At 72.8% G+C, this 24670-nt stretch carries 22 protein-coding genes; 15 read left to right on the forward strand and 7 right to left on the reverse strand.

Features of this window, described 5'->3' with window-relative positions; all coding sequences use genetic code 11:
- Nucleotides 1–8 precede the first annotated feature (8 nt).
- From JX575_RS03900 to rplQ, 11 genes are all read left to right on the forward strand, one after another.
- A complete protein-coding gene (locus JX575_RS03900; RefSeq protein ID WP_186342447.1) occupies nt 9–6266 on the forward strand; it encodes an Ig-like domain-containing protein in 6258 nt (2085 codons plus the stop codon).
- Nucleotides 6267–6297: 31 nt separating this feature from the next.
- Nucleotides 6298–7269, forward strand: coding sequence for a MoxR family ATPase (locus JX575_RS03905; RefSeq protein ID WP_186342446.1), 972 nt, complete (start codon nt 6298–6300; stop codon nt 7267–7269).
- 19 nt (nt 7270–7288) lie between these two features.
- Complete coding sequence (locus tag JX575_RS03910; protein ID WP_186342445.1) at nt 7289–8458, forward strand: DUF58 domain-containing protein; 1170 nt, start codon at nt 7289–7291, stop codon at nt 8456–8458.
- Nucleotides 8455–10911 carry a transglutaminase-like domain-containing protein gene (locus JX575_RS03915; protein ID WP_186342444.1) on the forward strand — a complete coding sequence of 819 codons (2457 nt, stop codon included), beginning with the start codon at nt 8455–8457 and terminating at the stop codon, nt 10909–10911. The genes JX575_RS03910 and JX575_RS03915 overlap by 4 nt, the downstream gene beginning before the upstream one ends.
- A gap of 201 nt (nt 10912–11112) precedes the next feature.
- Entirely contained in the window at nt 11113–11334 is a 222-nt protein-coding gene (gene infA / locus JX575_RS03920) for a translation initiation factor IF-1 (RefSeq protein ID WP_056599768.1), read from the forward strand.
- Between the two features lie 65 nt (nt 11335–11399).
- On the forward strand, nt 11400–11513 hold the full coding sequence (gene rpmJ, locus JX575_RS03925; RefSeq protein WP_004008316.1) for a 50S ribosomal protein L36: 114 nt from the start codon (nt 11400–11402) through the stop codon (nt 11511–11513).
- Between the two features lie 246 nt (nt 11514–11759).
- The gene (rpsM, locus tag JX575_RS03930) at nt 11760–12134 is read left to right on the forward strand and encodes a 30S ribosomal protein S13 (RefSeq protein WP_116570804.1); all 375 of its coding nucleotides are present in this window, start codon (nt 11760–11762) and stop codon (nt 12132–12134) included.
- A gap of 82 nt (nt 12135–12216) precedes the next feature.
- Nucleotides 12217–12612, forward strand: coding sequence for a 30S ribosomal protein S11 (gene rpsK, locus JX575_RS03935; RefSeq protein ID WP_056906616.1), 396 nt, complete (start codon nt 12217–12219; stop codon nt 12610–12612).
- A gap of 29 nt (nt 12613–12641) precedes the next feature.
- Nucleotides 12642–13250, forward strand: a complete 609-nt coding sequence (rpsD, locus tag JX575_RS03940; RefSeq protein ID WP_186342443.1) for a 30S ribosomal protein S4 — start codon at nt 12642–12644, stop codon at nt 13248–13250.
- A gap of 122 nt (nt 13251–13372) precedes the next feature.
- Nucleotides 13373–14389, forward strand: a complete 1017-nt coding sequence (locus JX575_RS03945) for a DNA-directed RNA polymerase subunit alpha (protein WP_056599781.1) — start codon at nt 13373–13375, stop codon at nt 14387–14389.
- A gap of 101 nt (nt 14390–14490) precedes the next feature.
- A complete protein-coding gene (gene rplQ, locus JX575_RS03950) occupies nt 14491–15069 on the forward strand; it encodes a 50S ribosomal protein L17 (RefSeq protein ID WP_186342442.1) in 579 nt (192 codons plus the stop codon).
- Between the two features lie 70 nt (nt 15070–15139).
- Here rplQ and JX575_RS03955 read toward each other — a convergent pair whose 3' ends face one another.
- The 4 genes from JX575_RS03955 to JX575_RS03970 are packed head-to-tail and all read right to left on the reverse strand — an operon-like array spanning nt 15140 to nt 17585.
- Nucleotides 15140–16096: a 2-dehydropantoate 2-reductase gene (locus JX575_RS03955; protein WP_186342441.1), complete on the reverse strand. Its 957-nt coding sequence runs from the start codon at nt 16094–16096 to the stop codon at nt 15140–15142.
- Nucleotides 16097–16126: 30 nt separating this feature from the next.
- Complete coding sequence (locus JX575_RS03960; protein WP_186342440.1) at nt 16127–16693, reverse strand: maleylpyruvate isomerase N-terminal domain-containing protein; 567 nt, start codon at nt 16691–16693, stop codon at nt 16127–16129.
- On the reverse strand, nt 16693–17214 hold the full coding sequence (locus JX575_RS03965) for an SRPBCC domain-containing protein (protein ID WP_186342439.1): 522 nt from the start codon (nt 17212–17214) through the stop codon (nt 16693–16695). Before JX575_RS03965 ends, JX575_RS03960 begins: the two co-directional genes overlap by 1 nt.
- On the reverse strand, nt 17211–17585 hold the full coding sequence (locus JX575_RS03970) for a metalloregulator ArsR/SmtB family transcription factor (RefSeq protein WP_186342438.1): 375 nt from the start codon (nt 17583–17585) through the stop codon (nt 17211–17213). The genes JX575_RS03965 and JX575_RS03970 overlap by 4 nt, the downstream gene beginning before the upstream one ends.
- A gap of 124 nt (nt 17586–17709) precedes the next feature.
- Here JX575_RS03970 and truA point away from each other — a divergent pair, with 124 nt between their 5' ends.
- Complete coding sequence (gene truA, locus JX575_RS03975; protein WP_241005327.1) at nt 17710–18546, forward strand: tRNA pseudouridine(38-40) synthase TruA; 837 nt, start codon at nt 17710–17712, stop codon at nt 18544–18546.
- Nucleotides 18539–19135 carry a methyltransferase gene (locus JX575_RS03980; RefSeq protein WP_186342436.1) on the forward strand — a complete coding sequence of 199 codons (597 nt, stop codon included), beginning with the start codon at nt 18539–18541 and terminating at the stop codon, nt 19133–19135. The genes truA and JX575_RS03980 overlap by 8 nt, the downstream gene beginning before the upstream one ends.
- On the opposite strand, the gene JX575_RS03985 is transcribed toward JX575_RS03980, so the two are convergent.
- From JX575_RS03985 to JX575_RS03995, 3 genes are read right to left on the reverse strand one after another with little or no spacing between them, the layout of a single operon-like run.
- A complete protein-coding gene (locus tag JX575_RS03985; protein WP_186342435.1) occupies nt 19132–20052 on the reverse strand; it encodes a phosphotransferase in 921 nt (306 codons plus the stop codon). The two genes, JX575_RS03980 and JX575_RS03985, sit on opposite strands and share 4 nt — an antisense overlap.
- A gap of 52 nt (nt 20053–20104) precedes the next feature.
- Entirely contained in the window at nt 20105–20818 is a 714-nt protein-coding gene (locus tag JX575_RS03990) for a sortase (protein ID WP_186342434.1), read from the reverse strand.
- 30 nt (nt 20819–20848) lie between these two features.
- Entirely contained in the window at nt 20849–22123 is a 1275-nt protein-coding gene (locus tag JX575_RS03995) for a cytochrome P450 (protein ID WP_186342433.1), read from the reverse strand.
- Between the two features lie 98 nt (nt 22124–22221).
- On the opposite strand from JX575_RS03995, the gene mgrA reads away from it, so the two are divergent.
- Both mgrA and JX575_RS04005 read left to right on the forward strand, forming a co-directional pair.
- Nucleotides 22222–23274: an L-glyceraldehyde 3-phosphate reductase gene (gene mgrA, locus JX575_RS04000; RefSeq protein ID WP_186342432.1), complete on the forward strand. Its 1053-nt coding sequence runs from the start codon at nt 22222–22224 to the stop codon at nt 23272–23274.
- Entirely contained in the window at nt 23271–24647 is a 1377-nt protein-coding gene (locus JX575_RS04005) for an FAD-dependent oxidoreductase (RefSeq protein WP_186342431.1), read from the forward strand. The genes mgrA and JX575_RS04005 overlap by 4 nt, the downstream gene beginning before the upstream one ends.
- Nucleotides 24648–24670 lie beyond the last annotated feature (23 nt).

Genomic DNA, 24670 nt, shown 5'->3' on the forward strand with positions numbered 1-24670 from the left:
GGACCGACGTGGCACGTGGGGGCGCTCTGCGTCGACACCGGGCGGGCATCGCCTCAGGTGTCGCTCTGGCGATCACCGTCACCGCCGTCGTCGTCTACGCCGTGACCGCCGACGGCTACAAGGCGCACGAGGCCGAGCTCAACGACGGCGGCGTGTGGGTCGTCAACGGCAAGCTGGGCTGGTCGGGTCGGCTCAACAAGCCGATCAACCAGCTCGACGGCGTCGTGCCCGGCGACAACGGCAAGGCCCGCCTCGACGTGGTGCAGGACGGCGCCGCGGTCGTCACCCTGGATGCCGGCACCAGTCGCGGCCAGGCGATCGAGACCAGCAGGCTGGAGGCCCAGGACGGCGGCTCCGCCGCGGTGCCCGCGACGGGCGACGTCGCGATGGCGGGCGGCACCCTGGCCACCGTCGACGCCGAGACCGGCGAGGTGTGGGCCGTGCGCTACGACGACCACCTCGGCAAGCCGCTGGTGAGCGCCGTCGACCGGCAGGCCGAGCCGGTGGCCGAGACCGGGGAGGGCGCCGCCCTGGCCGTCAGCCAGGGCGGCACGGTGGTGGTGACCTCGACCGAGGAGGGCACCCTCACGGCCCTGTCGCCCACCGACGCGACCTTCCGCAAGCCCCGCACCACCGACCTCCCCGGCGATGCCGGCCAGGTGTCGGAGGTCACCACCGTGGGCGAGCGCGTCGTGACCCTCGACGCCGACGCCGGGGTCCTCAGCGTCGTCGGCGGCGCCACCGTGCCCGTCCCGCCGGGCAGCCGGCTGCAGCAGGCCGGTCCTGCCCACGGCACGGTGCTGGTGGGCGCGCCCGAGGGACTGCTGAGCGTCGACCTCGACTCCGGGGACGTCACCACGGTCTCGGGCAGGTCGGGAGCCCCCGCCGAGCCGGTCCGCCTCGGCGCGTGCGTCTACGGCGCCTGGTCCGGCGGCCTCGGCGCCGTCGCGGTCCAGTGCGGCTCCGCCGAGGTCAAGGAGGACGACCTCGGTGGCAACGCCACCAGCCTGGCGTTCCGGGTCAACCGGGGCGAGATCGTGCTCAACGATGCCAACAGCGGCACGGTGTGGGACGTCCAGCAGGACAAGCCGATCCGCATCGACAACTGGGAGGCGTTCACCTCCAAGAAGAAGAACAAGGACGACGACGAGGAGAACGAGAACCAGGCCGAGGCCGACCGGCGCCCCCCGCGCGCCAAGCCGGACTCCTACGGCGTGCGCGCCGGGCGCACCACCGTGCTGCACCCGCTCGACAACGACTCCGCGCCCGCCGGACGGCTGCTGAGCATCGTCGACGTCGACCAGCCCTCCGGCGGCGCTCGCGTCGAGATCAGCCCGGACGGCCAGACCCTCGTGCTGCAGATGCCCGAGGACGCCCGGCCGGCGCGGTTCGACTACTTCATCGACGACGGCCGCAACGGCCTGTCCGCACACGCCACCGTCGACATCGAGGTGCGCGGCGCCCAGCAGAACGAGCCGCCGGCCGTGCGCGCGGGGTGGACCAAGCCGACCTACAAGGTGCCGCACGGCGGCGAGCTCGCGGTCCCGGTCGTCGCCGACTGGCGTGACGACCGCGACGGCGACACGCTGCTCCTCGACTCGGCGCGGGCGGTCGGCGGGGACCAGTCCGGAGCGGCCGCGCGCACCACGGCCGACGGCCGGATCCGCTTCACGGCCCCGAGCGGCCCCGCGGATGGCCCACAGCTGGTGCGGGTGGAGTTCGCGGTCACCGACGGCCGCTCCGCCCCGGTCAGGAAGTCGATGAGCTTCCAGGTGCAGGCGCCGAAGGACCAGAAGTCCTATGCGCCGCAGGCCGAGCCCGACGTCGTACGCGGCGAGGTCGGCAAGCCGATCAAGATCAGGCCGCTGCTCAACGACCTGCCCGGATCCGACCCCAACGCCCCCGACGCCGAGCTCTCGCTCGGCGGCAAGGTGCCGCAGCAGCCCAACGCCAAGATCGTCTCCGACCTCGACGCCGGCCAGCTGACGTTCACCGGCGAGCGCGCCGGCACCTACTTCCTCAGCTATGACGCCGGCTTCGGCAACGCGCCGCTCGACCAGGGCATGATCCGCGTCGACGTCAAGGCGCGCCCCAAGCGCTCGGCCGACCCGGTGGCGATGCCGGACACCCTCACCGTCTACGGCCAGGCCCCCGGCATCGTCGACGTGCTGGCCAACGACCTCGACCCGGGCGGCGGCCTGCTCGTGGTGCAGCGCGCGACCGCCGACCTCGACGAACAGCTCGACGTGGCGATCATCGACGGACGCTGGCTGCGGATCTCCGCGGTGCAGCCGGTGCTCGCCCCGACCACCCAGACCGTCTCCTACACGATCAGCAACGGTGCCAGCTCGGGCGTGCGCGGCGAAGTGGTGCTCACCCAGCGTCCCGCCCCGGCGGACAACACGCCGATCACCGTCAGCGACAAGGTCGTGGTGCGTGCCGGTGCGGCCGTCGCGGTGCCCGTGCTCGACAACGACGTCTCGCCCGCCGGCGACCGGCTGACCCTGCTCAACGACCTCGCGAGCACCGGCACCCCCGGCGAGCTCGCCGTCGTCGCGCCCATCGACGTCACGGGCGACGTGGGGCGCGCGTTCGTGTCGGGCCGGGTCGTGCGCTACGTCGCGCCGGAGACGGTCGAGGAGCGCGACACCTACAGCGTCACCTACGTGGCACAGAACCTGGAGGGCAAGCGCGCCGACGGGGTGCTGAAGGTGACCGTCGTGCCCGCGGACGAGGCCAACGACGCGCCGGAGCCCCCGACCCTGGAGGGCCGCGTCGTCTCCGGCGACGTGGTCAAGGTCCGCGTGCCCGGCGTCGGGGTCGACCGCAACGGGGACCCCGTCACGGTCACCGGCATCACGTCGGCCCCGCGGCTGGGTCGGATCGAGGGCGTGGGCGGCAACTTCCTGGAGTATCAGGCCTACCCGCGCACGGTCGGCACCGACGAGTTCACCTACTCCGTCGTCGACTCCCAGGGCGCCTTCGCGACCGGGACGGTCCGGGTGGCCGTGGTCGAGCCCGGTCAGCCCCAGCCGCCGCTCGCCGTCGAGGACCGGCTCACCGTCGAGCCCGGCCGCACGGCGACGTTCGACCCGCTGGCCAACGACTTCATCGCCTCGGGCGACTCCGTGGAGATCGAGATCCTCGACGGTCCCCAGGGCGCACGCCTGGACCCGGACACCAACCTGGTGACGGTGCCCGCGCCCGGCTCGGCGACCGCGCCGCCGACGGTGCTCGTCTACCGGGTCACCAACGGCATCGACGAGTCGCGCTCGACGATGACCCTGAACACTGCCGACGACTACGACAACCCGCCGGTCGTCTACGACGCGTTCGGGCGCGCCGACGAGAGCGAGAGCGTCGTGGTCGACGTCCTCGAGGGCGCCTACGACCCCGACGGGTCGGTCGACGACCTCGAGCTCGTCGACGTCACCGGCGACCCCTCGGCGCGCGTGATCGACGGGGTGCAGGTGCGCGCCGACCGGGGCCCGGCGCCCAAGGTGCTGCCCTTCCAGGTGCGGGACGCCGACGGCGCGGTCGCGGCCGCGGCCGTCTACATCCCGCCCACCGGCGACCAACTTCCCTACGTCCTGCCCGACGCCCTCATCGAGCTCGATTCGGGTGAGAGCACGACGGGCCGGATCTCCGACTACATCGCGGCGCCCGACGGCAGGCAGGTGCGGCTCGCGTCCGGCCGGCGCTCCTACTCCGCCTCGCCCAGTGCCCTGAGTGTCGGACCCGACGGCGACAACCGCTTCACCCTGTCGGCGCCGGCCGGCTTCCGCGGGCCGGGCTCGGTCCTCGTGGAGGTCACCACGGCCACCGGCGCCGGCGGCAACGAGGACACGTCCACGACCCAGGACGGGGTCACGGCCGTGCTGTCCATCCCGGTGCTCGTCGGCGACGACACCCCCTCGCTCGAGTGCCCGACGAGCGCGATCCCGATGTCGGCCGGTCAGCGCTACGAGCTCGACATCGCGAGCTACTGCAAGGTCTTCACCGTCGATCCGCGAGACGCCGCCTCCCTCGAGTTCAGTGCGGAGTGGAGCCAGGGACTCGACGGGGTGGAGGTCGCCAGCCCCCAGGGGTCGATCGTCGCGGTCACCGCCTCCGATGCGGCCACCGAGGGTGGCGATGCCGTCCTGGCCGTGCGTGCCGGCGACAGCAACGTCCAGGAGGTGCGCTTCCGGCTGGCCCAGGCGCCGCCGCCGCGGCTGCTGCCCATCCGGGTCGAGACCATGGAGGCCGGCCAGACCCGCACCTACGACATCGGCTCCTACCTCGAGGCGGGGGTGGCCGACCCCCAGCCGCAGGTCGTGTCGGTGCGGAGCACGGGCAACTCCGCGGTGAAGGCCAGCGTCGACGGCAGTCGCCTGACGTTGCGCGCCGCGCAGGACGCCCGGGGCGCCGATGCGGCCTTCGACCTCGTGGTGAGCGACGTCGCCACGTCCGACCCGCCGGCGAACCGCCGGGCGCAGGGACGCATCCAGTTCAAGGTCGTCGGCGTGCCCGAGGCACCCGGTGAGCCGCGGCCCTACCCGCTGTCCGACGAGGTGGGCACCATCAAGATGGGATGGGCCCCTCCGGGCGACGACGGCGGGGCGCCGATCCTCCACTACTGGGTGCGTGAGGAGAAGACGGGCACCCGGCAGCGGTGCGACACCAACGAGTGCGTCTTCCGCAAGCTCAAGACCGGCGGCAACTACAGCTTCCGTGCCCAGGCGGTCAACCGGGTGGGGTCGAGCGAGTGGAGCGACGTGTCGCGCTCGGCGCGGGCCGACACCCAGCCGGGCCGGGTCCAGAACATCCGGATGGCGAGCCGTGGCGACGGCCAGATCACGGTGGCGTGGGACAAGCCGGCCACCGACACCTCCCGGATCCTCGACTACACCATCACCTGGCGCGGCGGACAGGACGTCGTACCGGGCAGCAGGACGTCCTACACCGCCGTCGGGCTCGACAACAACCAGCGCTACGACTTCACCATCAAGGCCCAGAACCAGGTGGGCTACTCCCTCCCGCGCACGTCGGGCGAGATGCAGCCGCTCGGGACGCCGCCGGCACCCGCGGCCCCGGCAGTGACCGACCTGGAGGCCGGCGCCAACCAGACCAACATCCGGATCGGTTGGCAGGCCGTGCTGCCCGAGGGTCCGGGCCCCACGGTCTACACCGTCGGCTACGACAACGGCGTGACCTCGGGGACCGTTCCCGGCTGCCAGCGTCTCGCGTCGCTGACCTGCACCCACTCCGGCGTGCCGTACGACGGTCGCACCTACACCTACACCGTCGTCGCCGCCAACCAGCCCGGCGACGAGCCCGCGAAGCGCTCCCAGCCGAGCGCAGGCACCTCGATCGAGGTCGTCGGACGTCCGGCGGGCTGGAGTGACTGGTCGGTCACGGCCACTGGCACGAGCCAGGAGGTCCAGCTCTCCTTCACCGTGCCTGACGCGCGCGGGAGTGTCAGCAACGTCGACGTCCTGGTCGGTGGCGCGGTCGCGAAGCCGCTGGCCAACGCCACCGGGACGGTGACCACCAAGGTCAGCCTGCCGAGCAACGAGCAGCCGTACAGCGTCGAGCTGAGGGTGTGCAACGAGAACGCGCCGGCGGGGTGCACCCTGAGCGGGGCGAAGCCTGCGCAGAGCTACGGCCCGCTCGGCGACGCGCTCGGGGACGTCAGGTCGGTGGTGAACGGCAAGGACGTCTACTGGGTGATCACCGGAACCGCCAACGGCTCACCCGTCGCCGTGCGGTACGAGGTGGCAGGTGACGTCACGATCCTGCAGCCACCCGGAACCGGTCAGTTCAGCCTCCAGACCAAGACATTCACCACCGACCGCTACCGCCAGAACATCCGGATCAGCGTCGCGGTGTACGACCCCTCCAAGCCCGGGCGCGGGCAGGACGTGGGCGACAACACCGCCACGTCCGGCAACCCGCCGCCACCGGTGGTGAGCCTCACTCGGGGCGACAGGTGCGGCGACGGTCCGCAGACGACGAACCCCTGCAGGAGCAGCAACTCCCAGGCGCCGTGCCTCGTGAACAGCTGCAGCTTCCTACGGCTCGCGACCTCCGGGTTCGAGGAGAACTACCGCTGCTCGATCCAGGGGACGGGCAACGACGGCTCGGAGTGGTACAACCAGAACCTCCCCGGCGGGTCCCAGACAGGCTGGTACTCCGCAGGCGGCACCATCTCGATCACGTGCACCGACAGCACGGGCTACCAGGCCAATTCCGCCACGGTCTACTGGGACATCAACAACGACTGACCGGCACGTGCCGGCAGCCCGAAGGAGCAGCATGACGATCAGCCACGAACAGGCCGAGTGGTTCAAGTCGACCTTCGACCAGCTCACCGACAACATGGAGAAGGCCGTCCTCGGCAAGCGCCACGTCGTCCGGCTGGCGTTGACCTGCCTGCTCTCCGAGGGGCACATCCTGCTCGAGGACTTCCCCGGCACCGGCAAGACCATGCTGGCGCGCGCCCTGGCCAACACCGTGCAGGGCAGCCACGCCCGCATCCAGTTCACGCCCGACCTGCTGCCCTCCGACGTCATCGGCGTCACGGTCTACGACCAGCACAAGGGCACCTTCGAGTTCCACCCGGGGCCGATCTTCCACACGATCGTGCTGGCCGACGAGATCAACCGGGCCTCGCCCAAGACGCAGTCGGCGCTCCTGGAGGTGATGGAGGAGGGGCGCGTGACCGTCGACGGCGTCGCGCACCCGGTCGGCCAGCCGTTCCTGGTGATCGCCACCCAGAACCCCATCGAGCAGGCCGGCACCTACCGCCTGCCCGAGGCCCAGCTCGACCGCTTCCTGATGAAGACCTCGGTCGGCTATCCCGACCGCCAGGCGACCGTCGAGCTGCTCAACAACGCCGCCGTGCGCGACCGCGCCGCCCTCGTCACCCCGGTGATCACCGCCGCCACGATCGCGCAGATGAGCGGCCTGGCCGACGAGGTCTACGTCGACCCGGCCGTCGTGGGCTACGTGGCCGAGCTCGCGGAGGAGTCGCGCCGCCAGCCGCACGTCAAGCTCGGTCTGTCCCCGCGCGGGTGCCTGGCGTTCGTGCGGGTCGCCAAGACGTGGGCCGCCGCCGACGGTCGCGACCACGTGGTGCCCGACGACGTCAAGGACCTGGCCGAGCCGGTGCTCTCGCACCGCCTGCTGCTCGACGCGGAGGCGCAGTTCAGCGGCGTCGACGTGCAGACGGTCGTCTCGCGCCTGCTCGACGCCGTGGCCCCGCCGACCGACCGCGTGGGGGTCTGAGCCCTCGATGAGGCAACGGTTGAACGACGCGCTCGAGGTCCTCAAGCCGATCGGCTGGCTGGTCCTCGGCCTGGGCCTGGGCGCGCTCCTGGTCGCCGCGTTCACGCAGTGGCGTGAGCTGGCGGTCCTCGGCGTGGGCTGCCTGCTGCTCGTCGTCCTCGCGCTGCCGTTCCTGCTCGGTCGCACGTCGGTGTCGGTCGACCTCCGGCTCCAGCCCGAGCGCGTCGCCGCGGGGGAGTCGGTCGCGGCGGGTGTGCTGGTGGTCAACCGGGCGTCCTCGCGGCTGGTCCCGACCACCCTCGAGGTCCCGGTCGGGTCGGCGGTGCACCGCTACGGCATCCGCTCGCTGGCGCCGGGTGCCGCCCACGAGGAGTCGTTCACGATCCGCACCGAGCGCCGTGGGGTGATCGCGGTCGGTCCCGCGATGACCCGGCGCGGCGACCCGATCGGCATCTTCTCCCGCGACGTGGTCTGGACGCCGGTGCGTGAGGTGCTGGTCCGTCCGCCGCTCGTGCCGATGGAGTCGCTCGGCGCCGGCCTGCTGCGCGACCTCGAGGGCGTCTCCACCGACGCGGTCAGCCAGAGCGACCTCGCCTTCCACGCCCTGCGCGAGTACGTCCCCGGCGACGACCTGCGCCACATCCACTGGCGCTCCTCGGCCAAGGTGATGGCCTCGACCGGCGAGTCGGCCCTGCTGGTGCGCCAGTACCTCGACACCCGGCGCAGCCACGCCACGATCGTCGTCGACGACCGGCTCGACTCCTGGTCGGACCCGGACGACTTCGAGACCGCGATGAGCGTCGCGGCGTCGATCGCCGTGCGGGCCGTGCTCGACGAGTTCGACGTGTCGTTCGTGTGCGGCAGCCGCGCCTCGTCGGGGTCCGACGGCCACCTCGCGCTCGACGCCGTGTGCCGCGCCGACCTCGGCGAGCGCGGCATCGTCGAGTCGGGGCGGCAGGCCAGCATGCTGGCGCCCGACACCAGCCTCGCGTTCCTCGTCGGCGGCAGCGAGTCGCCGTTCACCGACCTGGTGCGCGCCTCCGCCGCCTTCCCGCCGGAGGTGCGCCGCTTCGGCATCGTGATCGACCCCCGGGGCAACAGCCGCGTGACCGAGACCCTCGGGCTGCCCGTGCTCCACCTCGCCGCCAAGGAGGACCTCGGCGGCCTGCTGAGGTGGAGCGTGCGATGAGCCCCGAGAGCACCACGACCGGCACCCGCACCCGCGTGCGGCCCCACGCGCTCGTGCCCGACCTCCACTCGTGGGTCGACATCGCCTTCACCCTCGCGCTCGCCGCGGTGGCGCTGCTCGCGTTCGGCACCTCCTTCACCGGCGCGACCTACCTGGTCGTCGGGATGCTGGGTGCCGTCATCGCGGTCGTCGTCACGCACCTGACCCGGGCGGCCGGCTGGCCGGTCGTCTCGGCCGTCGTCATCTGCCTCGTGCTGTTCCTCGTGCTGGGCGGGCCGCTCGGCCTGCGCTCCCTCGGCGACACCTACACGCTGCCGGGGCCCACGACGCTGGCCCGGGTCGTCGACCAGGCGGTCTTCGGGTGGAAGGACCTGCTGACCACGCTCCCGCCGGTCGACGGCGACGGCCCGCTGCTGGTGCTGCCCTGGCTGTCCGGGATGGTCGCAGGACTGGTCGGCCTCGCCCTCGCGCAGCGGCGGCCGCGGCGGCCCTGGCTGGCCGCGCTCCTGCCCGTCGCGGGGATGACGGTGGTGCTCGCCGCCGTGATCCTGCTCGGCGTGCGCCGTCCCCAGTCCCTCCTGCTTCAGGGCTGCGTCTTCACCGCCCTCGCCCTCGCCTGGCTCGCCCTGCGCGCCCGCCGGGCGAGCGCGACCGTCCACGGCGGCACCACGTCGTACGTCCGCGGCGTGGGCGCGGTGTCGATGCTCGCGCTCGCGGCAGCGCTCGCCCAGCCCGTCAGCGCGATCGTCGTCGGCGACGACTCCCGGCGGGCGGTGGCCCGCAACTGGGTCGAGCCCCCCTTCGACATCGGCCGCTACCCCTCCCCGCTGGCCGGATTCCGCAAGTACGTCGACCTCAAGGGCCGCGCCGACCCCGCCAACGTCTACGACAAGACGCTGCTCGACATCGAGGGCGTCCCCGCCGGGACCCGGGTCAGGTTCGCCGCGATGGACCGCTACGACGGGATGGTGTGGGGCGCCACCGACGACGCGCTGCCCGGCCCGGCCGACGACTCCTTCCAGCGGGTCTCGTCCACCATCGACAACCCCGTCGAGGGCGAGCCGGTCGCCGCGACGGTGACGCTGGGGGAGGGGTGGACCGGCGTGTGGATGCCCACGGTCGGCGCGCTGCGGTCGGTGTCGTTCGAGACCGGCGACGCTCGCGCCACGGCCGAGGTGTTCCGCTACAACCTCGCCACCTCGACCGCGGTGGTCCCCACGGGCCTCCAGAGCGGTGACCGCTACTCCTTCACCGCGGTGAGCCCCGACGACGAGCTCACCGACCAGACCGTGGGCTCGGCCGAGGTCGCCCCGCTCCCGGCCGGCGCGGCGTTCATCCAGGGCCCGAGCGAGAAGTGGACCGAGGGTGCGGGCAACGACCCGATGGACCGGGTGCTCGCCGCGGCCGAGCACCTGCGCACGGACGGCAGGTACTCCGACGGCATCGGCCGCACCGAGCGCATCTACGTGGCCGGCCACAGCACCTGGCGGCTGTCCGACGAGTTCGTCAACGCCCCGCAGATCGTCGGCAACGACGAGCAGTACGCCGCAACGATGGCGCTGATCGCCAACCACATCGGCGTGCCGGCGCGGGTCGTGCTCGGCGCGGTCGTGCCCGCCGGCGGCCGGGTCACCGGCAAGGACGTCTCGGCCTGGGTCGAGCTGCGCGCCGCCGACGGGTCGTGGCGGACGCTGCCCACCGAGGCCTTCATGTCCACCACCCCGCCGGCCGACCAGGTGCCCGAGACCGACACGCCGATGTCCGGCACCGTCATCCCGCCGCCCAACCCGATCCCGCCGCCGTCCGACGCGGGCGAGCAGAGCGACGCCGACCTCAAGGAGCGCAAGGCCACGCGCAAGAAGAAGGCCGACGAGGAGGACGCCCTCATCCCCGGCCTCCCGGCGTGGGTCGGGCGGGTCGTGACCTATGTCGGGCTGCCGCTGCTCGCGATCGCGCTGCTGCTGGGCGCCGTCGTCGGGGTGAAGGCGCTGCGCCGGCACCGCCGCCGCAGCGCGGCCTCCCCGTCGGCCCGGTTCGTGGGTGCCTGGCGCGAGCTCGTCGACCACGCCCGCGACCTCGGGCAGCCGGTCCCGCTGGGGCCGACGGTCACCCGTCGTGAGCAGTCGGCCGGCATCGTCTCCGCGCAGGCAGCGGTCCTCGCCCGCCGGGCCGACGGCTTCGTCTTCGGTCCGAGCGCGCCCGAGGTCGCGGCGGCGACGACCTACTGGGAGTCCGTCGACGCCGAGCGCCGCGCCATGTCGCACGAGGTGACCCGGTGGCAGCGGCTGCGCGCCGCGGTCAGCCTCCGCTCGCTGCGGCGTACGACGTCGTCGCGCGACGGCGACGTCGGGGGTGCCGCACCGGGTCCGCCCCCCGCGCCCGGGCGTGTCACGGCGCTGGCCCGGCGGGTGCGCGGCCTCACTGATTGGCGTTCTCGCCGCACGCCTGACTAAACTGGTGCGTCGGCCCAACGTGGGCTGTGTTCGTGGCGCCTCGCGGCTGCCCGGGACTTCGTGTGATCGTCGCTGACGCTCGCGCGTGCTCCGGGAAGAGGCACCCCCGGACCGCCTCACGAGGTCCACCGGCCACCTGCTCGCAGGTGCCGGGCGGTTCCCGGGCCACGGTAGACAACGAGACGACAGATTGTGGAGGACATGCCGAAGAAAGAAGGCGTGATCGAGATCGAGGGCACCGTCGTGGAGGCCCTTCCCAATGCCATGTTCCGCGTGGAGCTGGCCAACGGGCACAAGGTGCTCGCCCACATCAGCGGCAAGATGCGCCAGCACTACATCCGGATCCTCCCCGAGGACCGGGTCGTGGTGGAGCTCTCGCCCTACGACCTCACCCGGGGTCGGATCGTCTACCGCTACAAGTAAGTGATCGAGCCTGCGAGACCACCGATCTGCGCAGGCGCCAGCCGAGCAGCAAGGAAGTTGTTGACATGAAGGTCAACCCGAGCGTCAAGCCCATCTGTGACAAGTGCAAGGTCATCCGCCGTCACGGCCGGGTCATGGTCATCTGCGAGAACCCGCGTCACAAGCAGCGCCAGGGCTGAGCGATTCGCCCCGATCCGGCGGAGCCGGAGCGGGACGAGCAGCGCGAGCCGCGCAGCCGCTTGCGGCAAGCGGGCTTGAAGCCCAGCACGACAGCCCAGCACGACAGCAACACCCCACAACGTGATCGCTAGGTCGGGCACCACCTGACCGAAGTCACCTCCGGAGCACTGGCCGGAGCCCACCCGAGGCGGGATGGGACGCGTCACGACCAGAAACCAGCGCAAGAACAGACAAGGAACAGCCACATGGCACGCCTCGTTGGTGTTGACCTCCCGCGCGACAAGCGCATCGAGGTCGCTCTCACCTACATCTACGGCATCGGCCGTACCCGCGCCCAGCAGCTCCTGGCCGCCACCGGCGTCGACCCGAACGCCCGGGTCCACACGCTCGGTGACGAGGAGCTGGTCAAGCTTCGCGACGAGATCGAAGCCAACTTCAAGATCGAGGGTGACCTCCGGCGTGAGGTCCAGGCGGACATCCGCCGCAAGATCGAGATCGGCAGCTACCAGGGTCGCCGCCACCGCATGGGCCTCCCGGTCCGCGGTCAGCGCACCAAGACCAACGCGCGCACCCGCAAGGGTCCCAAGCGCACCGTCGCCGGCAAGAAGAAGGCGAAGTGATCTGCTCCCCTCACCGGGCGCAGCGCTGATCACTTCAGTCCCCACGCAAGCTTCAAGACCAGACCTCATCAGGAGTTAGTGAATGCCTCCCAAGAGCCGCGCGACCAAGGTCCGCCGCAAGGAGAAGAAGAACGTCGCTCAGGGCGAAGCCCACATCAAGAGCACGTTCAACAACACCATCGTCACGATCACCGACCCGACCGGTGCGGTGATCTCGTGGGCCTCTGCCGGCACCGTCGGCTTCAAGGGCTCGCGCAAGTCCACCCCCTTCGCCGCCCAGATGGCTGCCGAGGCCGCCGGCCGTCGCGCCATGGACCACGGCATGAAGAAGATCGACGTCTTCGTCAAGGGCCCGGGCTCGGGTCGTGAGACCGCCATCCGGTCGCTGGGTGCCATCGGCCTCGAGGTCGGCACCATCCAGGACGTCACGCCCACCCCGCACAACGGATGCCGGCCGCCCAAGCGCCGCCGCGTCTGAGCCCGAGACTGAGAAAGAGAGACTGACACATGGCCCGCTACACCGGTCCCATGACCCGCAAGTCGCGCCGTCTCGGTGTCGACCTGGTCGGCGGCGACGCTGCCTTCGAGAAGCGTCCCTACGCGCCCGGCCAGCACGGCCGCGGCCGCATCAAGGAGTCCGAGTACCTGCTGCAGCTTCGTGAGAAGCAGAAGGCTCGCTTCACCTACGGCGTGATGGAGAAGCAGTTCGTCCGCTACTACAAGGAGGCCAGCCGTCGCCAGGGCAAGACCGGCGACAACCTCCTGCAGCTCCTCGAGTGCCGCCTCGACAACGTGGTCTACCGCGCCGGGTTCGCCCGGACGCGCCGTCAGGCCCGCCAGCTCGTCGTGCACGGCCACTTCCTGGTCAACGGCAAGAAGGTCGACATCCCGTCCTACCAGGTCACCGACCACGACATCATCGACGTGCGCGAGAAGTCGCTCGAGGCGACCCCGCTCATCGTCGCCCGCGAGACCCACGGCGAGCGCGTCGTCCCCGCGTGGATGGAGGTCATCCCGTCGCGGATGCGCATCCTCATCCACCAGGTCCCGGTCCGCGCGCAGATCGACGTGCCGGTCCAGGAGCAGCTGATCGTGGAGTTCTACTCCAAGAAGTGATCCACCGCCGGTGGCCGCCTCCGGGCGGCCACCGGCGCAGCTCGTCCCATTCCTTCTTCTCCGCCAACCTCATCAGGTTCGGATCCGTCAAATAGTGGGTGGATCCGGAAAGGAAAAACTCCGTGCTTATCGCTCAGCGCCCGACCCTCACGGAAGAGACCGTCGACGAGTTCCGCTCGCGTTTCGTCATCGAGCCCCTCGAGCCCGGCTTCGGCTACACCCTCGGCAACTCGCTTCGTCGTACGCTCCTCAGCTCCATCCCGGGTGCCTCGGTCACCAGCATCAAGGTCGACTCCGTCCTCCACGAGTTCTCGACGATCGAGGGCGTCACCGAGGACATGACCGAGATCATCCTCAACCTCAAGGGCATCGTCGTCTCCTCCGAGCACGACGAGCCGGTCGTGATGTACCTGCGCAAGTCCGGCGCCGGTGACGTCACCGCCGCCGACATCACCCCGCCCGCCGGCGTCGAGGTGCACAACCCCGAGCTCAAGATCGCCACGCTGTCCGACAAGGGCAAGCTGGAGATGGAGCTCGTCGTCGAGCGCGGTCGCGGCTACGTCTCCGCCGTGCAGAACAAGGGCGCCGACAACGAGATCGGCCGCATGCCCGTCGACTCGATCTACAGCCCGGTGCTCAAGGTGACCTACAAGGTCGAGGCCACCCGTGTCGAGCAGCGCACCGACTTCGACAAGCTCGTCATCGACGTCGAGACCAAGCCGTCGATCCGTCCCCGCGACGCGATCGCCTCGGCCGGCAAGACCCTGGTGGAGCTCTTCGGCCTGGCCCGCGAGCTCAACGTCGAGGCCGAGGGCATCGACATCGGCCCGTCGCCGGTCGACGAGCAGCTCGCCGCCGACCTGGCCCTGCCGGTCGAGGACCTGCAGCTCACGGTCCGCAGCTACAACTGCCTCAAGCGCGAGGGCATCCACACCGTGGGTGAGCTCATCTCCCGCTCGGAGCAGGACCTGCTCGACATCCGCAACTTCGGTGCGAAGTCGATCGACGAGGTGAAGGCCAAGCTCGTCGAGATGGGTCTCTCGCTCAAGGACAGCGCGCCCGGCTTCGACCCGCACGCCGCCCTCGCCGCCTACGGCGACGACGACGACGATGCCTTCATCGAGGACGAGCAGCTCTGACCTGCGGCCCCGGGCTCCCGGGGCCACCCATCAAAACCGACCGGCGCGCGCCGGTCGTCTACCCGGGTACCTGACACGGCCCGAGAGAAGGAAGGCACCACATGCCCAAGCCCAAGAAGGGCCCCCGCCTCGGCGGCAGCCCGGCCCACCAGCGCCTCATGCTCTCCAACCTGGCCACCGCCCTGTTCGAGCACGGCCGGATCACCACCACCGAGACCCGTGCGCGCCTGCTGCGCCCGGTCGCGGAGAAGCTGATCACCAAGGCCAAGCGGGGCGACCTGCACAACCGTCGCGAGGTCCTCAAGACCATCCGTGACAAGTCGGTCGTGCACACCCTGTTCACCGAGATCGCGCCGACCTTCGCCGAGCGTCCCGGTGGCTACACCCGGATCACCAAGATCGGCCCCCGCAAGGGCGACAACGCTCCCATGGCGGTCATCGAGCTGGTGACCGAGGCCTACAGCCCCAAGGCTCCCTCGACCAAGAAGACCGAGGCTGCTGCCGCGCCGGCGCCCGCCGCCGACGCCGCTCCTGCCGAGGTCGAGGCCGAGGACGTCGACGGTCAGACCGAGGTCGTGGAGACCGAGGCTGCCGACGCCGAGACCGCCGAGGCGCAGGCCCAGGGCGACGCTGCGGAGGTCGAGGCCGACGAGGTCCCGGCCGACGACGCCAAGGCCTGATCCACCGCTGATCGCGAGGCCCGCCACCCCACCGGGGTGGCGGGCCTTCGCGCGTTCGCGGGCCCGTGGGTCAGAGGCGGGCGAGGACCTCGGCGGCGTCCAGGCTGCGCGGCTCGCCACCGGTGGCGACCAGGTGCCGGGTCGCGGCGACCACCGACTCGTTGACGGGGGTCGGCAGCCCCAGGAGGCGTCCCTGGAGCACGATCTCGCCGGCGAGGTAGTCGATCTCGGAGTCGCCGGTGCCGCGGGCCAGGCTCTGCCAGGTGGACCCGCCGCGCCGCTCGAGGTCGGGTCGGCGCTGCAGGATCGTCCCGCGCCGCTGCCGGTCCTCCTCGGCGGAGGTGACGCTGAGCCCGGCCGCCTCGAGGACGCGCTCGCCCTCCGCCTGGGCCAGCTCGGCGAGCTCGTCGGCCGCCTCGCCCTCGGCGAACGACGCGTCGACACCGTTGCCGAGGTTCATCACCAGCTTGCGGCGCTTCCTCGCCATGATGTCGTCGCGCTCCTCCGACTCGATGCGCGCGGCGCGGAGGTCGGCGGCCACGGCGGCGGTGGTGGCGTCGGCGCCGCCCGGGAAGCGGCCGATGTCGAGGATCGCCGGGGTCGGGTGGCACGCCGCGACGACGACCCCGGGCTCGAGGTGGGTGGCGGGCAGCATCACGCACACCGCGTAGGTCCGGGCGAACAGCCTCAGGGCTGCGGTCTCGGTCGCGACGCCGTTGGTCGCGCAGACGACCGGGACGTCGTCGGGGGCGTGGGCGCGGAGGTCGGCGAGCGCCGTCGCGGCCTGGTGCGACTTCACCGCGAGCAGCACGACCGTGTCGTCGGTCCATGCGACGTCCGCGGCGGTGTCGGTCGCCGGGGCGTCGATCCGGTGGCGTCCGTCACCGGCGTCGAGCACCAGCCCGTCGCGGCCGATCGCCGCCAGGTGGGCTCCTCGCGCCACCAGCGTGACGTGGTGCCCGGCCAGGTGGAGGTGGGCCCCGACGACCCCGCCGACGGCGCCCGCGCCGTACACCACGTATCGCATGCCACGACCCTACGGAGGGCCGGCGCGGCGTCAGGCGGGGGGCCGCCAGGCGGGATCGCGTCCGACGAAGGCCATCAACCGGTCGGCGGCGGGCGCGTCGTCGGCCACCGGGACCGCGGGACCGTAGTGGCCCGAGTCGCGCAGCAGCTGCTCGATCGGGCGCATCCCCTCCAGCAGCCGGGTGGCGTGCACCGCGTCGAGGCCCGGCTCCTGGCCGGTGGCGAGGGCCAGGTCCCACGCGTGCATGAACACGTCGCTGGTGTAGAACCGGTCGACCACGTCGGCCAGCCGGTCGGTGCCGGCGTGGGGATGGCTGAAGGTCTCCTCGCCGCGCTGCTCCACCAGGGCCTGCACGGCCGAGGCGTGGTGCCGCCACGCGGCGACCGGGTCGTCGGACGCCGACGGGCCGGGCGCGAGCTCGACTCCACCGGCGGCCAGGAAGTGCGGGAACCACTCGACGAGGTGCGCCACCACGTCACGGGCGGTCCACCCGTCGACCGGGGCCGGCGCCGACCAGTCGGTGGTGTGCGCCACCAGCCGGCCGAAGCCGTCGGCGACCGCCGCGTGCCGCTCGGCGGGCGCCTCGGGCAGCGGCATCAGAGCGCGCCCTCGGCGAGCATCCGGTCGATGGCGGCGTAGCCGTCCTTGACGCCGACCTCCATGCCGCTGCGCAGCCAGCCGTCGCGGTCCTCGAACGAGTCGCACAGGCTGAGCGCGTGCAGCCGGGTGCGCCCGTCGCCGAGGTCCTCGAACGTCATCGTCTCGAGGGAGACGGCGTCGGGCATCCCCTCCCACGTGAACGTCTGCACGATCCGGTCCTCGCGCACGGTGTGGAAGCACCCGCGGAACGACGTCTCGAACTCCTCGCGACCGTCGCTGCCGCTCGCGGTGTAGCTCCAGCTGCCGCCGTCGCGGGCGTCCCAGTGGGTGATGTCGGCGCCCACGTCGGTGGGGCCGATCCACTGTGCGTAGAGGTCGGGGTCGGTGTGGGCGCGGAACAGCTGGGCCGGCGTGGCGTCGAAGTCGCGCCAGATGTGGATGGCGGGGACCTTCTCGTCGGCCTCGATGACGGCCTCGGGGTAGCGGGTGGAGGCGTCGGGGCTCTGCGTGCTGGTCATGATGCGGTTCCTTCCTGCGGGGTGGTGGTGGTGCCGGGTGCGGAGCCGTCGTCGTCCTGCATGCGGGCGAGCACGGCGTCGAGGCGTGCGAAGCGCTCCTCGGCCCGGCGTCGGTAGCGCTCGATCCACTTCGTCATGAGGTCGAACACCTCGGCTTCCAGGTGCACGGGACGTCGCTGCGCCTCCCGGGTCCGCGTCACCAGGCCGGCGTCCTCGAGCACCTTCACGTGCTTGGAGACGGCCTGGAGGCTCACGTCGTAGGGCGCGGCCAGGTCGTTGACGGTGTGGTCGCCCTCGGTCAGGCGGGCCACCATGTCACGGCGGGTCGGGTCGGCCAGGGCGGCGAAGACCCGGGAGAGCTGGTCGGTCACGAGCACCTTCCTCAACTGATTGGTTGAGTAGACGGTAGGAGCCATGGCCGGCCTTGTCAACCATGTGGTTGAACAAAGGTGGGCGGCGCGAGTGGGCGGGCGGACGGCGCCTAGGATCGCTCCCGTGCGCCTGCGGATCGACTGTGCCTACGACGGGGCGGACTTCTCCGGCTGGGCGGCCCAGCCGGAGCGCCGCACGGTCCAGGGCACCCTCGAGGCGGCGCTCGCCACCGCGCTGCGGGTGCCGGAGGTGCGGGTGACGGTGGCCGGGCGCACCGATGCGGGCGTGCACGCGCGCGGGCAGGTGGCCCACGTCGACGTCGACCCCGACGTCGTGGCCGTCTCGGCGGGCCGCTCGAGCGACCCGCCGCCGGCCGCCCTCGCGCGCCGCGTCGACGGCATCCTGCCCCCCGACCTGCGCGTGCGCCGGATCAGCGAGGCGCCGGCCGGCTTCGACGCGCGGTTCTCCGCGACCTGGCGCCGCTACGCCTACCGCATCGCCGACGCGCAGGAGCTCGCCGACCCGCTGGTGCGCGGCCACGTCCTGGACTGGGGCCGGCGTCTCGACCTCGACGCGATGAACGAGGCCTCCCGGCCGCTGGTGGGGCTGCACGACTTCGCCTCCTTCTGCAAGCAGCGCGAGGGAGCGACGACCGTGCGCACGCTGCTCGACCTCGACTGGCGGCGCGACGAGGCCGGCCGGGCGGTCGGCACGGTCCGCGCCGACGCGTTCTGCCACAACATGGTCCGCGCCCTCGTCGGCTGCCTGATCGCCGTCGGCGAGGGCCGCATGCCGACCGGCTGGCCGGCCGAGGTGATGGCCGGGCGGCGCCGCGACCAGGGCGTACGCGTGGTGCACGCCCACGGCCTCACGCTGGAACAGGTCGGCTACCCCGACGACGACGAGCTGGCCGCGCAGGCCGAGCGAGCCCGAGCCCGACGAGAGGCGATCGATGCCTGAGCACTACTTCTCCGCCGACCCCAGCGTCCCCTTCGAGCGGGAGAGCTTCACCGCCGAGCTGTGGGGCAGCACGCTGACCTTCGACACCGGGTCGGGGGTGTTCAGCAAGGGTCACCTCGACCACGCCACGGCCGTGCTCTTCAAGGAGCTCGCGCCGCCGGTGCAGGGGCAGTTCCTCGACCTGGGATGCGGCTACGGCGTCATCGGGCTGGCGATCGCCAAGGCGGTGCCCCTGGCCAACGTGACCGGCGTCGACGTCAACGAGCGGGCCCTGCTGCTGGCCAACGACAACGCACGTGCCGCCGGCCTCGACTCCCGCTTCGTCGCCTGCCTGCCCGAGCAGGTGCCCGGCAACCAGGTCTTCGACGAGATCTGGTCCAACCCGCCGATCCGCATCGGCAAGGAGGCCCTGCACGAGCTGCTGCTGACGTGGCTGCCGCGCCTGGCCCCGGGCGGTCGGATGGTGATGGTGGTGGGCAAGAACCTCGGCGCCGACTCGCTCCAGCGGTGGCTCACCGAGCGCGGCTGGCCGACCGAGCGCCTGGCGAGCAGCAAGGGCTTCCGGGTGCTGGAGACGCGCCGCGCCTAGGGCCTCGCGTCGAGGAACATCTTGAGCCGGGTGCGGGTGCTGCCGGGGTCCTGCGGCAGCGCCCCGTTGATCGCGCGGCACACCCAGCCCAGGCGCATCGCCAGCGCCGCCGCGTCGCGGAGGTCGGTCCGGCCGTAGTGCTCCTCGTAGGGACGCAGGTAGGCCGCCAGGTGGGGCTCGAGGTCCTCGGAGCCCGCCTCGTCGTCGACGCCCCAGGCGATGACGCCCTCCAGCGTCACCGACAGCGTGAAGAACGGGTGCGAGACGCAGGCGTCACCCCAGTCGAGCACCTGGTGCACGCCGTCGCCGAGGAACACCTGGCCGTCGTGGAGGTCGTCGTGCTGCACCGTCTCGCGGATGCCGTGGGCCGCGAGTCGGTCGCAGAGCTCGGCGATCAGCGAGGCGTCCGGCAGGCGAGGGTCGGCACCGTCGAGCCCGGCCAGCAGGTCGGCGTACGCCGCGGGCAGCGTGTGGAGCCGCCGGTCGGGCAGGCCCAGGGCGAGCAGGGTGTCGACCTCGTCCTCGCAGGCGAGCTGGACCCGGGCGTAGGCGTCGAGCACGTCGTGCCAGCGGTCGAGGGACCGCTCCAGGGGCACCACCTCGCGCAACCGCGGGCCTGCGTCGGCCAGCAGCATCCAGCCCGTGCCGGGGTCGCTCGCGAGCGGGGCCGGCACCCGGCCCGCGGATCGCGCCGCGACGACGCCGGTGACGGCGGCCTCGTGCCGCATCGTGTCGTCGTTGGCCTTGAACCACACCTGCCCCGCGCCGGTCGTGACCCGCAGGACCGTCGACCAGTCGGTGACGTGGGTCTGCTCGATGCCCACGACCGGCGCGGTCGTGTCGAGCTGCTCGTGGATCCACGCGTGGGCGGCGTCGAGGAAGGCGGGGTCGCGCCACCGGTCGGCGAGCTGGCTCATGCCCGGCATTCCACCGCGCGGCGGCGCATCGGGCAACGGGATGAGGCGGCCGTCAGGCCGGCCGGGTCGCGACCAGCACGCCGATCTTGTCGATGCGGTGCTCGGGGTTGTCGAACTCGTCGGCCCAGTAGTTGCCCGCGGCGTGGTCCTCGGGCGTCGCGCAGGTGGACAGGGTGAGCATCGGCTGCGTCGCCGCCTCGCCCGGCCGCCCGGGCACCTCGGCACGCTGCGCGCGGAGGGACGCGGGCTGGCGGAACGACGTCCAGCGGGTCCGGCGCACCTCGTAGACGAAGACGGTGTCGCCGGTGCGCACCAGGATCCGGTCGCCCCTCCTGAGCGACGGCGAGTCGCGCAGGGGAGCGGCGCCGGTGAGCCGGTGCCCGGTGACGAGGTAGTTGCCGACCTCGCCGGGACCGGTGCCGCCGCGCGGCCCGCGCGGGGAGGCCATCTCGCCGGCGTTCTGCAGCGCGGTGCCGGGGCCGTCGTCGGGGGTGCCCCGGTAGCGCACGACGGGGAAGTCGCGCAGGCCGATGGCCGGGATCGTGACGAAGGAGCGACGCGGCTCCGGCACCGACTCCTCGACCTCCGGCTCAGCGGTGGGCTCGGTGGTGGGCTCGGTGGTGGGCGCCGGCCCCGGCGCGCTCGTCGCGGGCCGCTGCGCCGGCGCCTCGGCCGGCCCGCCGCCGCGGCGCGGGCCCTCGGCGGCGCATCCCGAGACCGTCGCGACGAGGGCGGCGGCGAGGAGGGCGAGGCGGCATCCCGGCACCCGTCCACCGTACGCAGCGGGTGGTCGGCCTCACCCGAGGCGGACCGGCAGCTCCTCCACCCCGTGGACGATGGCGAGCTCGCTGAACCGCAGGTCACGCGGGTCGCAGGCCAGCGCGAGGTCGGGGAAGCGCCTCGCCAGCGCGACCAGGGCGGTGCGCAGCTCGATGCGCGCCAGCTCCGCACCGACGCAGCGGTGCACGCCGTGGCCGAACGCGAGGGTGCCGGCCGCGGCGGTGGTGGGGTCGAAGCGGGCGGGGTCGACGTGCCGCGCCGGGTCGCGGCCGGCGCCGGTCAGCGAGACGATGACGATGTCGCCGGCTCGCACGACCTGCTCGCCGACCCGCACCTCGTGCCGGGCCACCCGCGGGAACGCGACCTGCACCGGGCACACGAAGCGGAGCAGCTCCTCCACGACGCGGTCGACCTCGCCGCGCTCGCCGCGCTGCAGCGTCGCCCAGGCGTCCGGGTGCTGGAGCAGCACCCACGTGCCGAGGGACAGCATGCTCGCGCTGGTCTCGTAGCCGCCGAGGAACACCCCGTCGGCCAGCCCGCCCAGCTCGACGTCGTCGAAGTCGGCGCCGTGGTCGGCGACCATCCGGGCGAGGAGGCCGTCGGGCACGTGGGGCGAGCGGCGCTCGGCGGCGACCAGGTCGATGAGGAACTGCCGGGTGCCCGCGGCGGTGTCGAAGATCCCGGCGCCGCCGTCTCGGAGGTCGAAGCGCGCGGCGCCGCGGTGGCGGAACTCGTCGCGGTCCACCTCCGGCATCCCGAGCAGGTCGCAGATGACGCCGAAGGGGACCGCGAAGCCGAAGCGGGCGACCAGGTCGACCTCGGGGCCGTGGGCGGCCATGTCGTCGAGCGCGGCCTCGACGACCCGGTCGACGTCGTCCTGGAGGTCGGCGAGGCGGCGCCGGGTGAAGTAGGGCGTCAGCACGTGCCGCAGGCGCTCGTGGTCGGGGGAGTCGGTCATGCCGAGCCCGCCGATGCGCTCGGCGGGGGCGTCGCGGTCCTGGCGGCCGATGAGTCCGCGCACGTCGTTGGCGAACGTCACGGAGTCGGCCAGCACCTCCCGCGCGACGTCGTAGCCCGTGACCAGCCAGACGCGCGTGCCGAGCAGGCTGGCCAGGCGGACGACGTCGCCGCGCGCCCGGCTCTCCTCGAGCCGCGGGACCGGCTGGACGCCGTGCCGCTCCAGGGGGAAGCGCACCCGGGCGGGCACCCGGCGGGCCGACGACAGCGCGAACCGGAGGGCGGTGGTGCGCAGCCGGGGAGCCGGCCGGGGCGGTGACAACGAGGGGGCCATGGGTCCAGTCCACACTGTTTGGCGCTCCACTGCCATCCGGCATGTCCCCGAGGCGTCCCGGGGCACCCCCGGGTGACCGCACCGGGCAGGATGGGGCCATGGCCTACGACGCAGCCCCCGAGCGGTACGACGGCACGACCGGGATGCACTACCGGGCGACGGGACGCAGCGGACTCAAGCTGCCGGCCCTCTCGGTGGGGCTGTGGCAGAACTTCGGCACCGACCGCCCCGAGGAGACGCAGCGGGCGATCCTGCGGCGGGCGTTCGACCGAGGGGTCACCCACTTCGACCTGGCCAACAACTACGGTCCGCCCTACGGTCGCGCGGAGGAGAACGTCGGCCGCTACCTCGCCGACGACTTCGCGCCCTACCGCGACGAGCTGATCGTCTCGACGAAGGCCGGCTACGACATGTGGCCCGGTCCCTACGGCCAGGGCGGCGGCTCGCGGAAGTACCTCCTGGCCTCCCTCGACCAGTCGCTGGGCAGGCTCGGGCTCGACTACGTCGACATCTTCTACAGCCACCGCTTCGACCCCGAGACGCCGGTCGAGGAGACGATGATGGCGCTCGACGCGGCGGTGCGCTCGGGGCGCGCACTCTACGTCGGCATCTCGTCCTACTCCGCGGCCCGCACGCGCGAGGCGGCGGCGGTCGCCCGCGAGCTCGGCACGCCGCTGCTGATCCACCAGCCGTCCTACTCGATGCTCAACCGCTGGATCGAGCAGCCGCGCGACGGCGACCGGAGCCTGCTCGACGAGCTCGAGGAGCAGGGGATGGGGTGCATCGTGTTCACCGCGCTGGCGCAGGGCCTGCTCACCGACCGCTACCTCGACGGCGTCCCCGACGACTCGCGTGCCGCCCGGTCCGAGTCCACGATCGCCGGCCTCGACGAGGAGACGCTCGGCCGGGTCCGATCGCTCCACGCGATCGCCGAGGGCCGCGGCCAGGAGCTCGCCCAGCTGGCGCTGCAGTGGGTGCTGCGCGACCAGCGCGTGACGAGCGCCGTGATCGGCGCCTCCAGCGTCGAGCAGCTCGACACCAACCTCGACGCGCTCGACGGCCCGCCGCTGACCGACGAGGAGCTGGCCGAGATCGACCGCTACGCCGTCGACTCGGGTGTCAACCTCTGGGCCGGGCAGACCGAGCAGTGAGCGGGGCCGAGCGCCGCGTCGTGGTCGTGGGCGCCGACGGGGCCGGGATGTCGGCGGCGCACCAGGCGCTCCGCACCGCCGCCCGGCACGGGGAGCGGCTCGCCGTCACGGTGCTCGACCGGGGCCACCACACCTCCTACAGCGCCTGCGGCATCCCCTACTGGATGTCGGGCGACGTGCCGACCCAGCAGGACCTGGTCGCCCGCACCGCCGCGGAGCACCGCGAGGCGGGCATCGACCTGCGGCTCGGCGTCGAGGTGGTCGGCGCTGACCTCGCGGCGCGGACCGTGACGACCGCCGACGGCGACGAGCTCGGCTACGACGAGCTGGTCGTGGCCACCGGCGCCCCTGCCGTCGTGCCCGACTGGGCGGTGCGCCCCGACGGCACGGCGTACGACGGGGTGGGCGTGGTGAAGACGCTCGACGACGGGGCCGCCTGGGTCGAGCGCTTCGCGGCCGCCGGCGCTGGTGCGCACGTGGTCGTGGTCGGCGCGGGCTACGTCGGCGTGGAGGTCGCCGAGGCCGCGCTCGCCCGGGGCTTCGGCGTCACCGTGCTCACCCGCACGCGCGGCATGTCGATGCTGGAGGAGGAGTTGTCCGACCGCGTCAACGCCGCCCTCGTCGACGCGGGGGTCGAGCTCGTCCTGGGAGCCGAGGTGACCGGCCTCGAGGTCGACGGCGACCGGGTGAGCGGGGTGCGCTGGGAGGGCGGGCGCGGCGACGCCGACCTCGTGGTGGTGGCGATCGGCGTCCGGCCCGCCACGGACTTCCTGGCCGGCAACGGCCTCGAGCTGTCGGAGGGCGGGGCGCTGCGCCCCGACCCCCACGGCCGCGTCGCCGACCACGTGTGGGCGGCCGGCGACTGCTGCGAGGTGCGCCGCCGGATCGACGACCAGTGGGTGTTCCGCCCGCTCGGCACCCACGCCGCCAAGATGGGACGCGCGCTCGGCGACAGCCTGGCCGGAGGCGGGCTGACCTTCGACGGCATGGTCGACACCTCGATCACCCGCTTCTCCGCGGGCGACGTGCACGTGGAGATCGCCCGCACCGGGCTGTCGCGGGCCGACGCCGCGGCTGCCGGGCACGACGCGGTGGCCCTGGTCACCGAGGGCACCACGGCCACCGGCTACATGCCGGAGGCCGAGCCGATCGCGATCTGGGTGATGGCCGACCGGGTGACCCGGCGGCTGCTGGGCGTGCAGGTCGTCGGCGGCCACGGCGCCGGCAAGCGCATCGACACCTCCGCCGCCGTGCTGTGGGCGGGCGGATCGGTCGACGACCTGGCCTGGATGGACCTGGCCTACGCGCCGCCGTTCGCCACCACCTGGGAGGTGCTGCAGATCGCGGCGCGTCGGGTGGCCGAGCGGCTCTGAGCAACCCGGGCGCGGTCTCGCGC

The organism is Nocardioides sp. zg-1228, from assembly GCF_017086465.1.
GTDB lineage: Bacteria > Actinomycetota > Actinomycetes > Propionibacteriales > Nocardioidaceae > Nocardioides.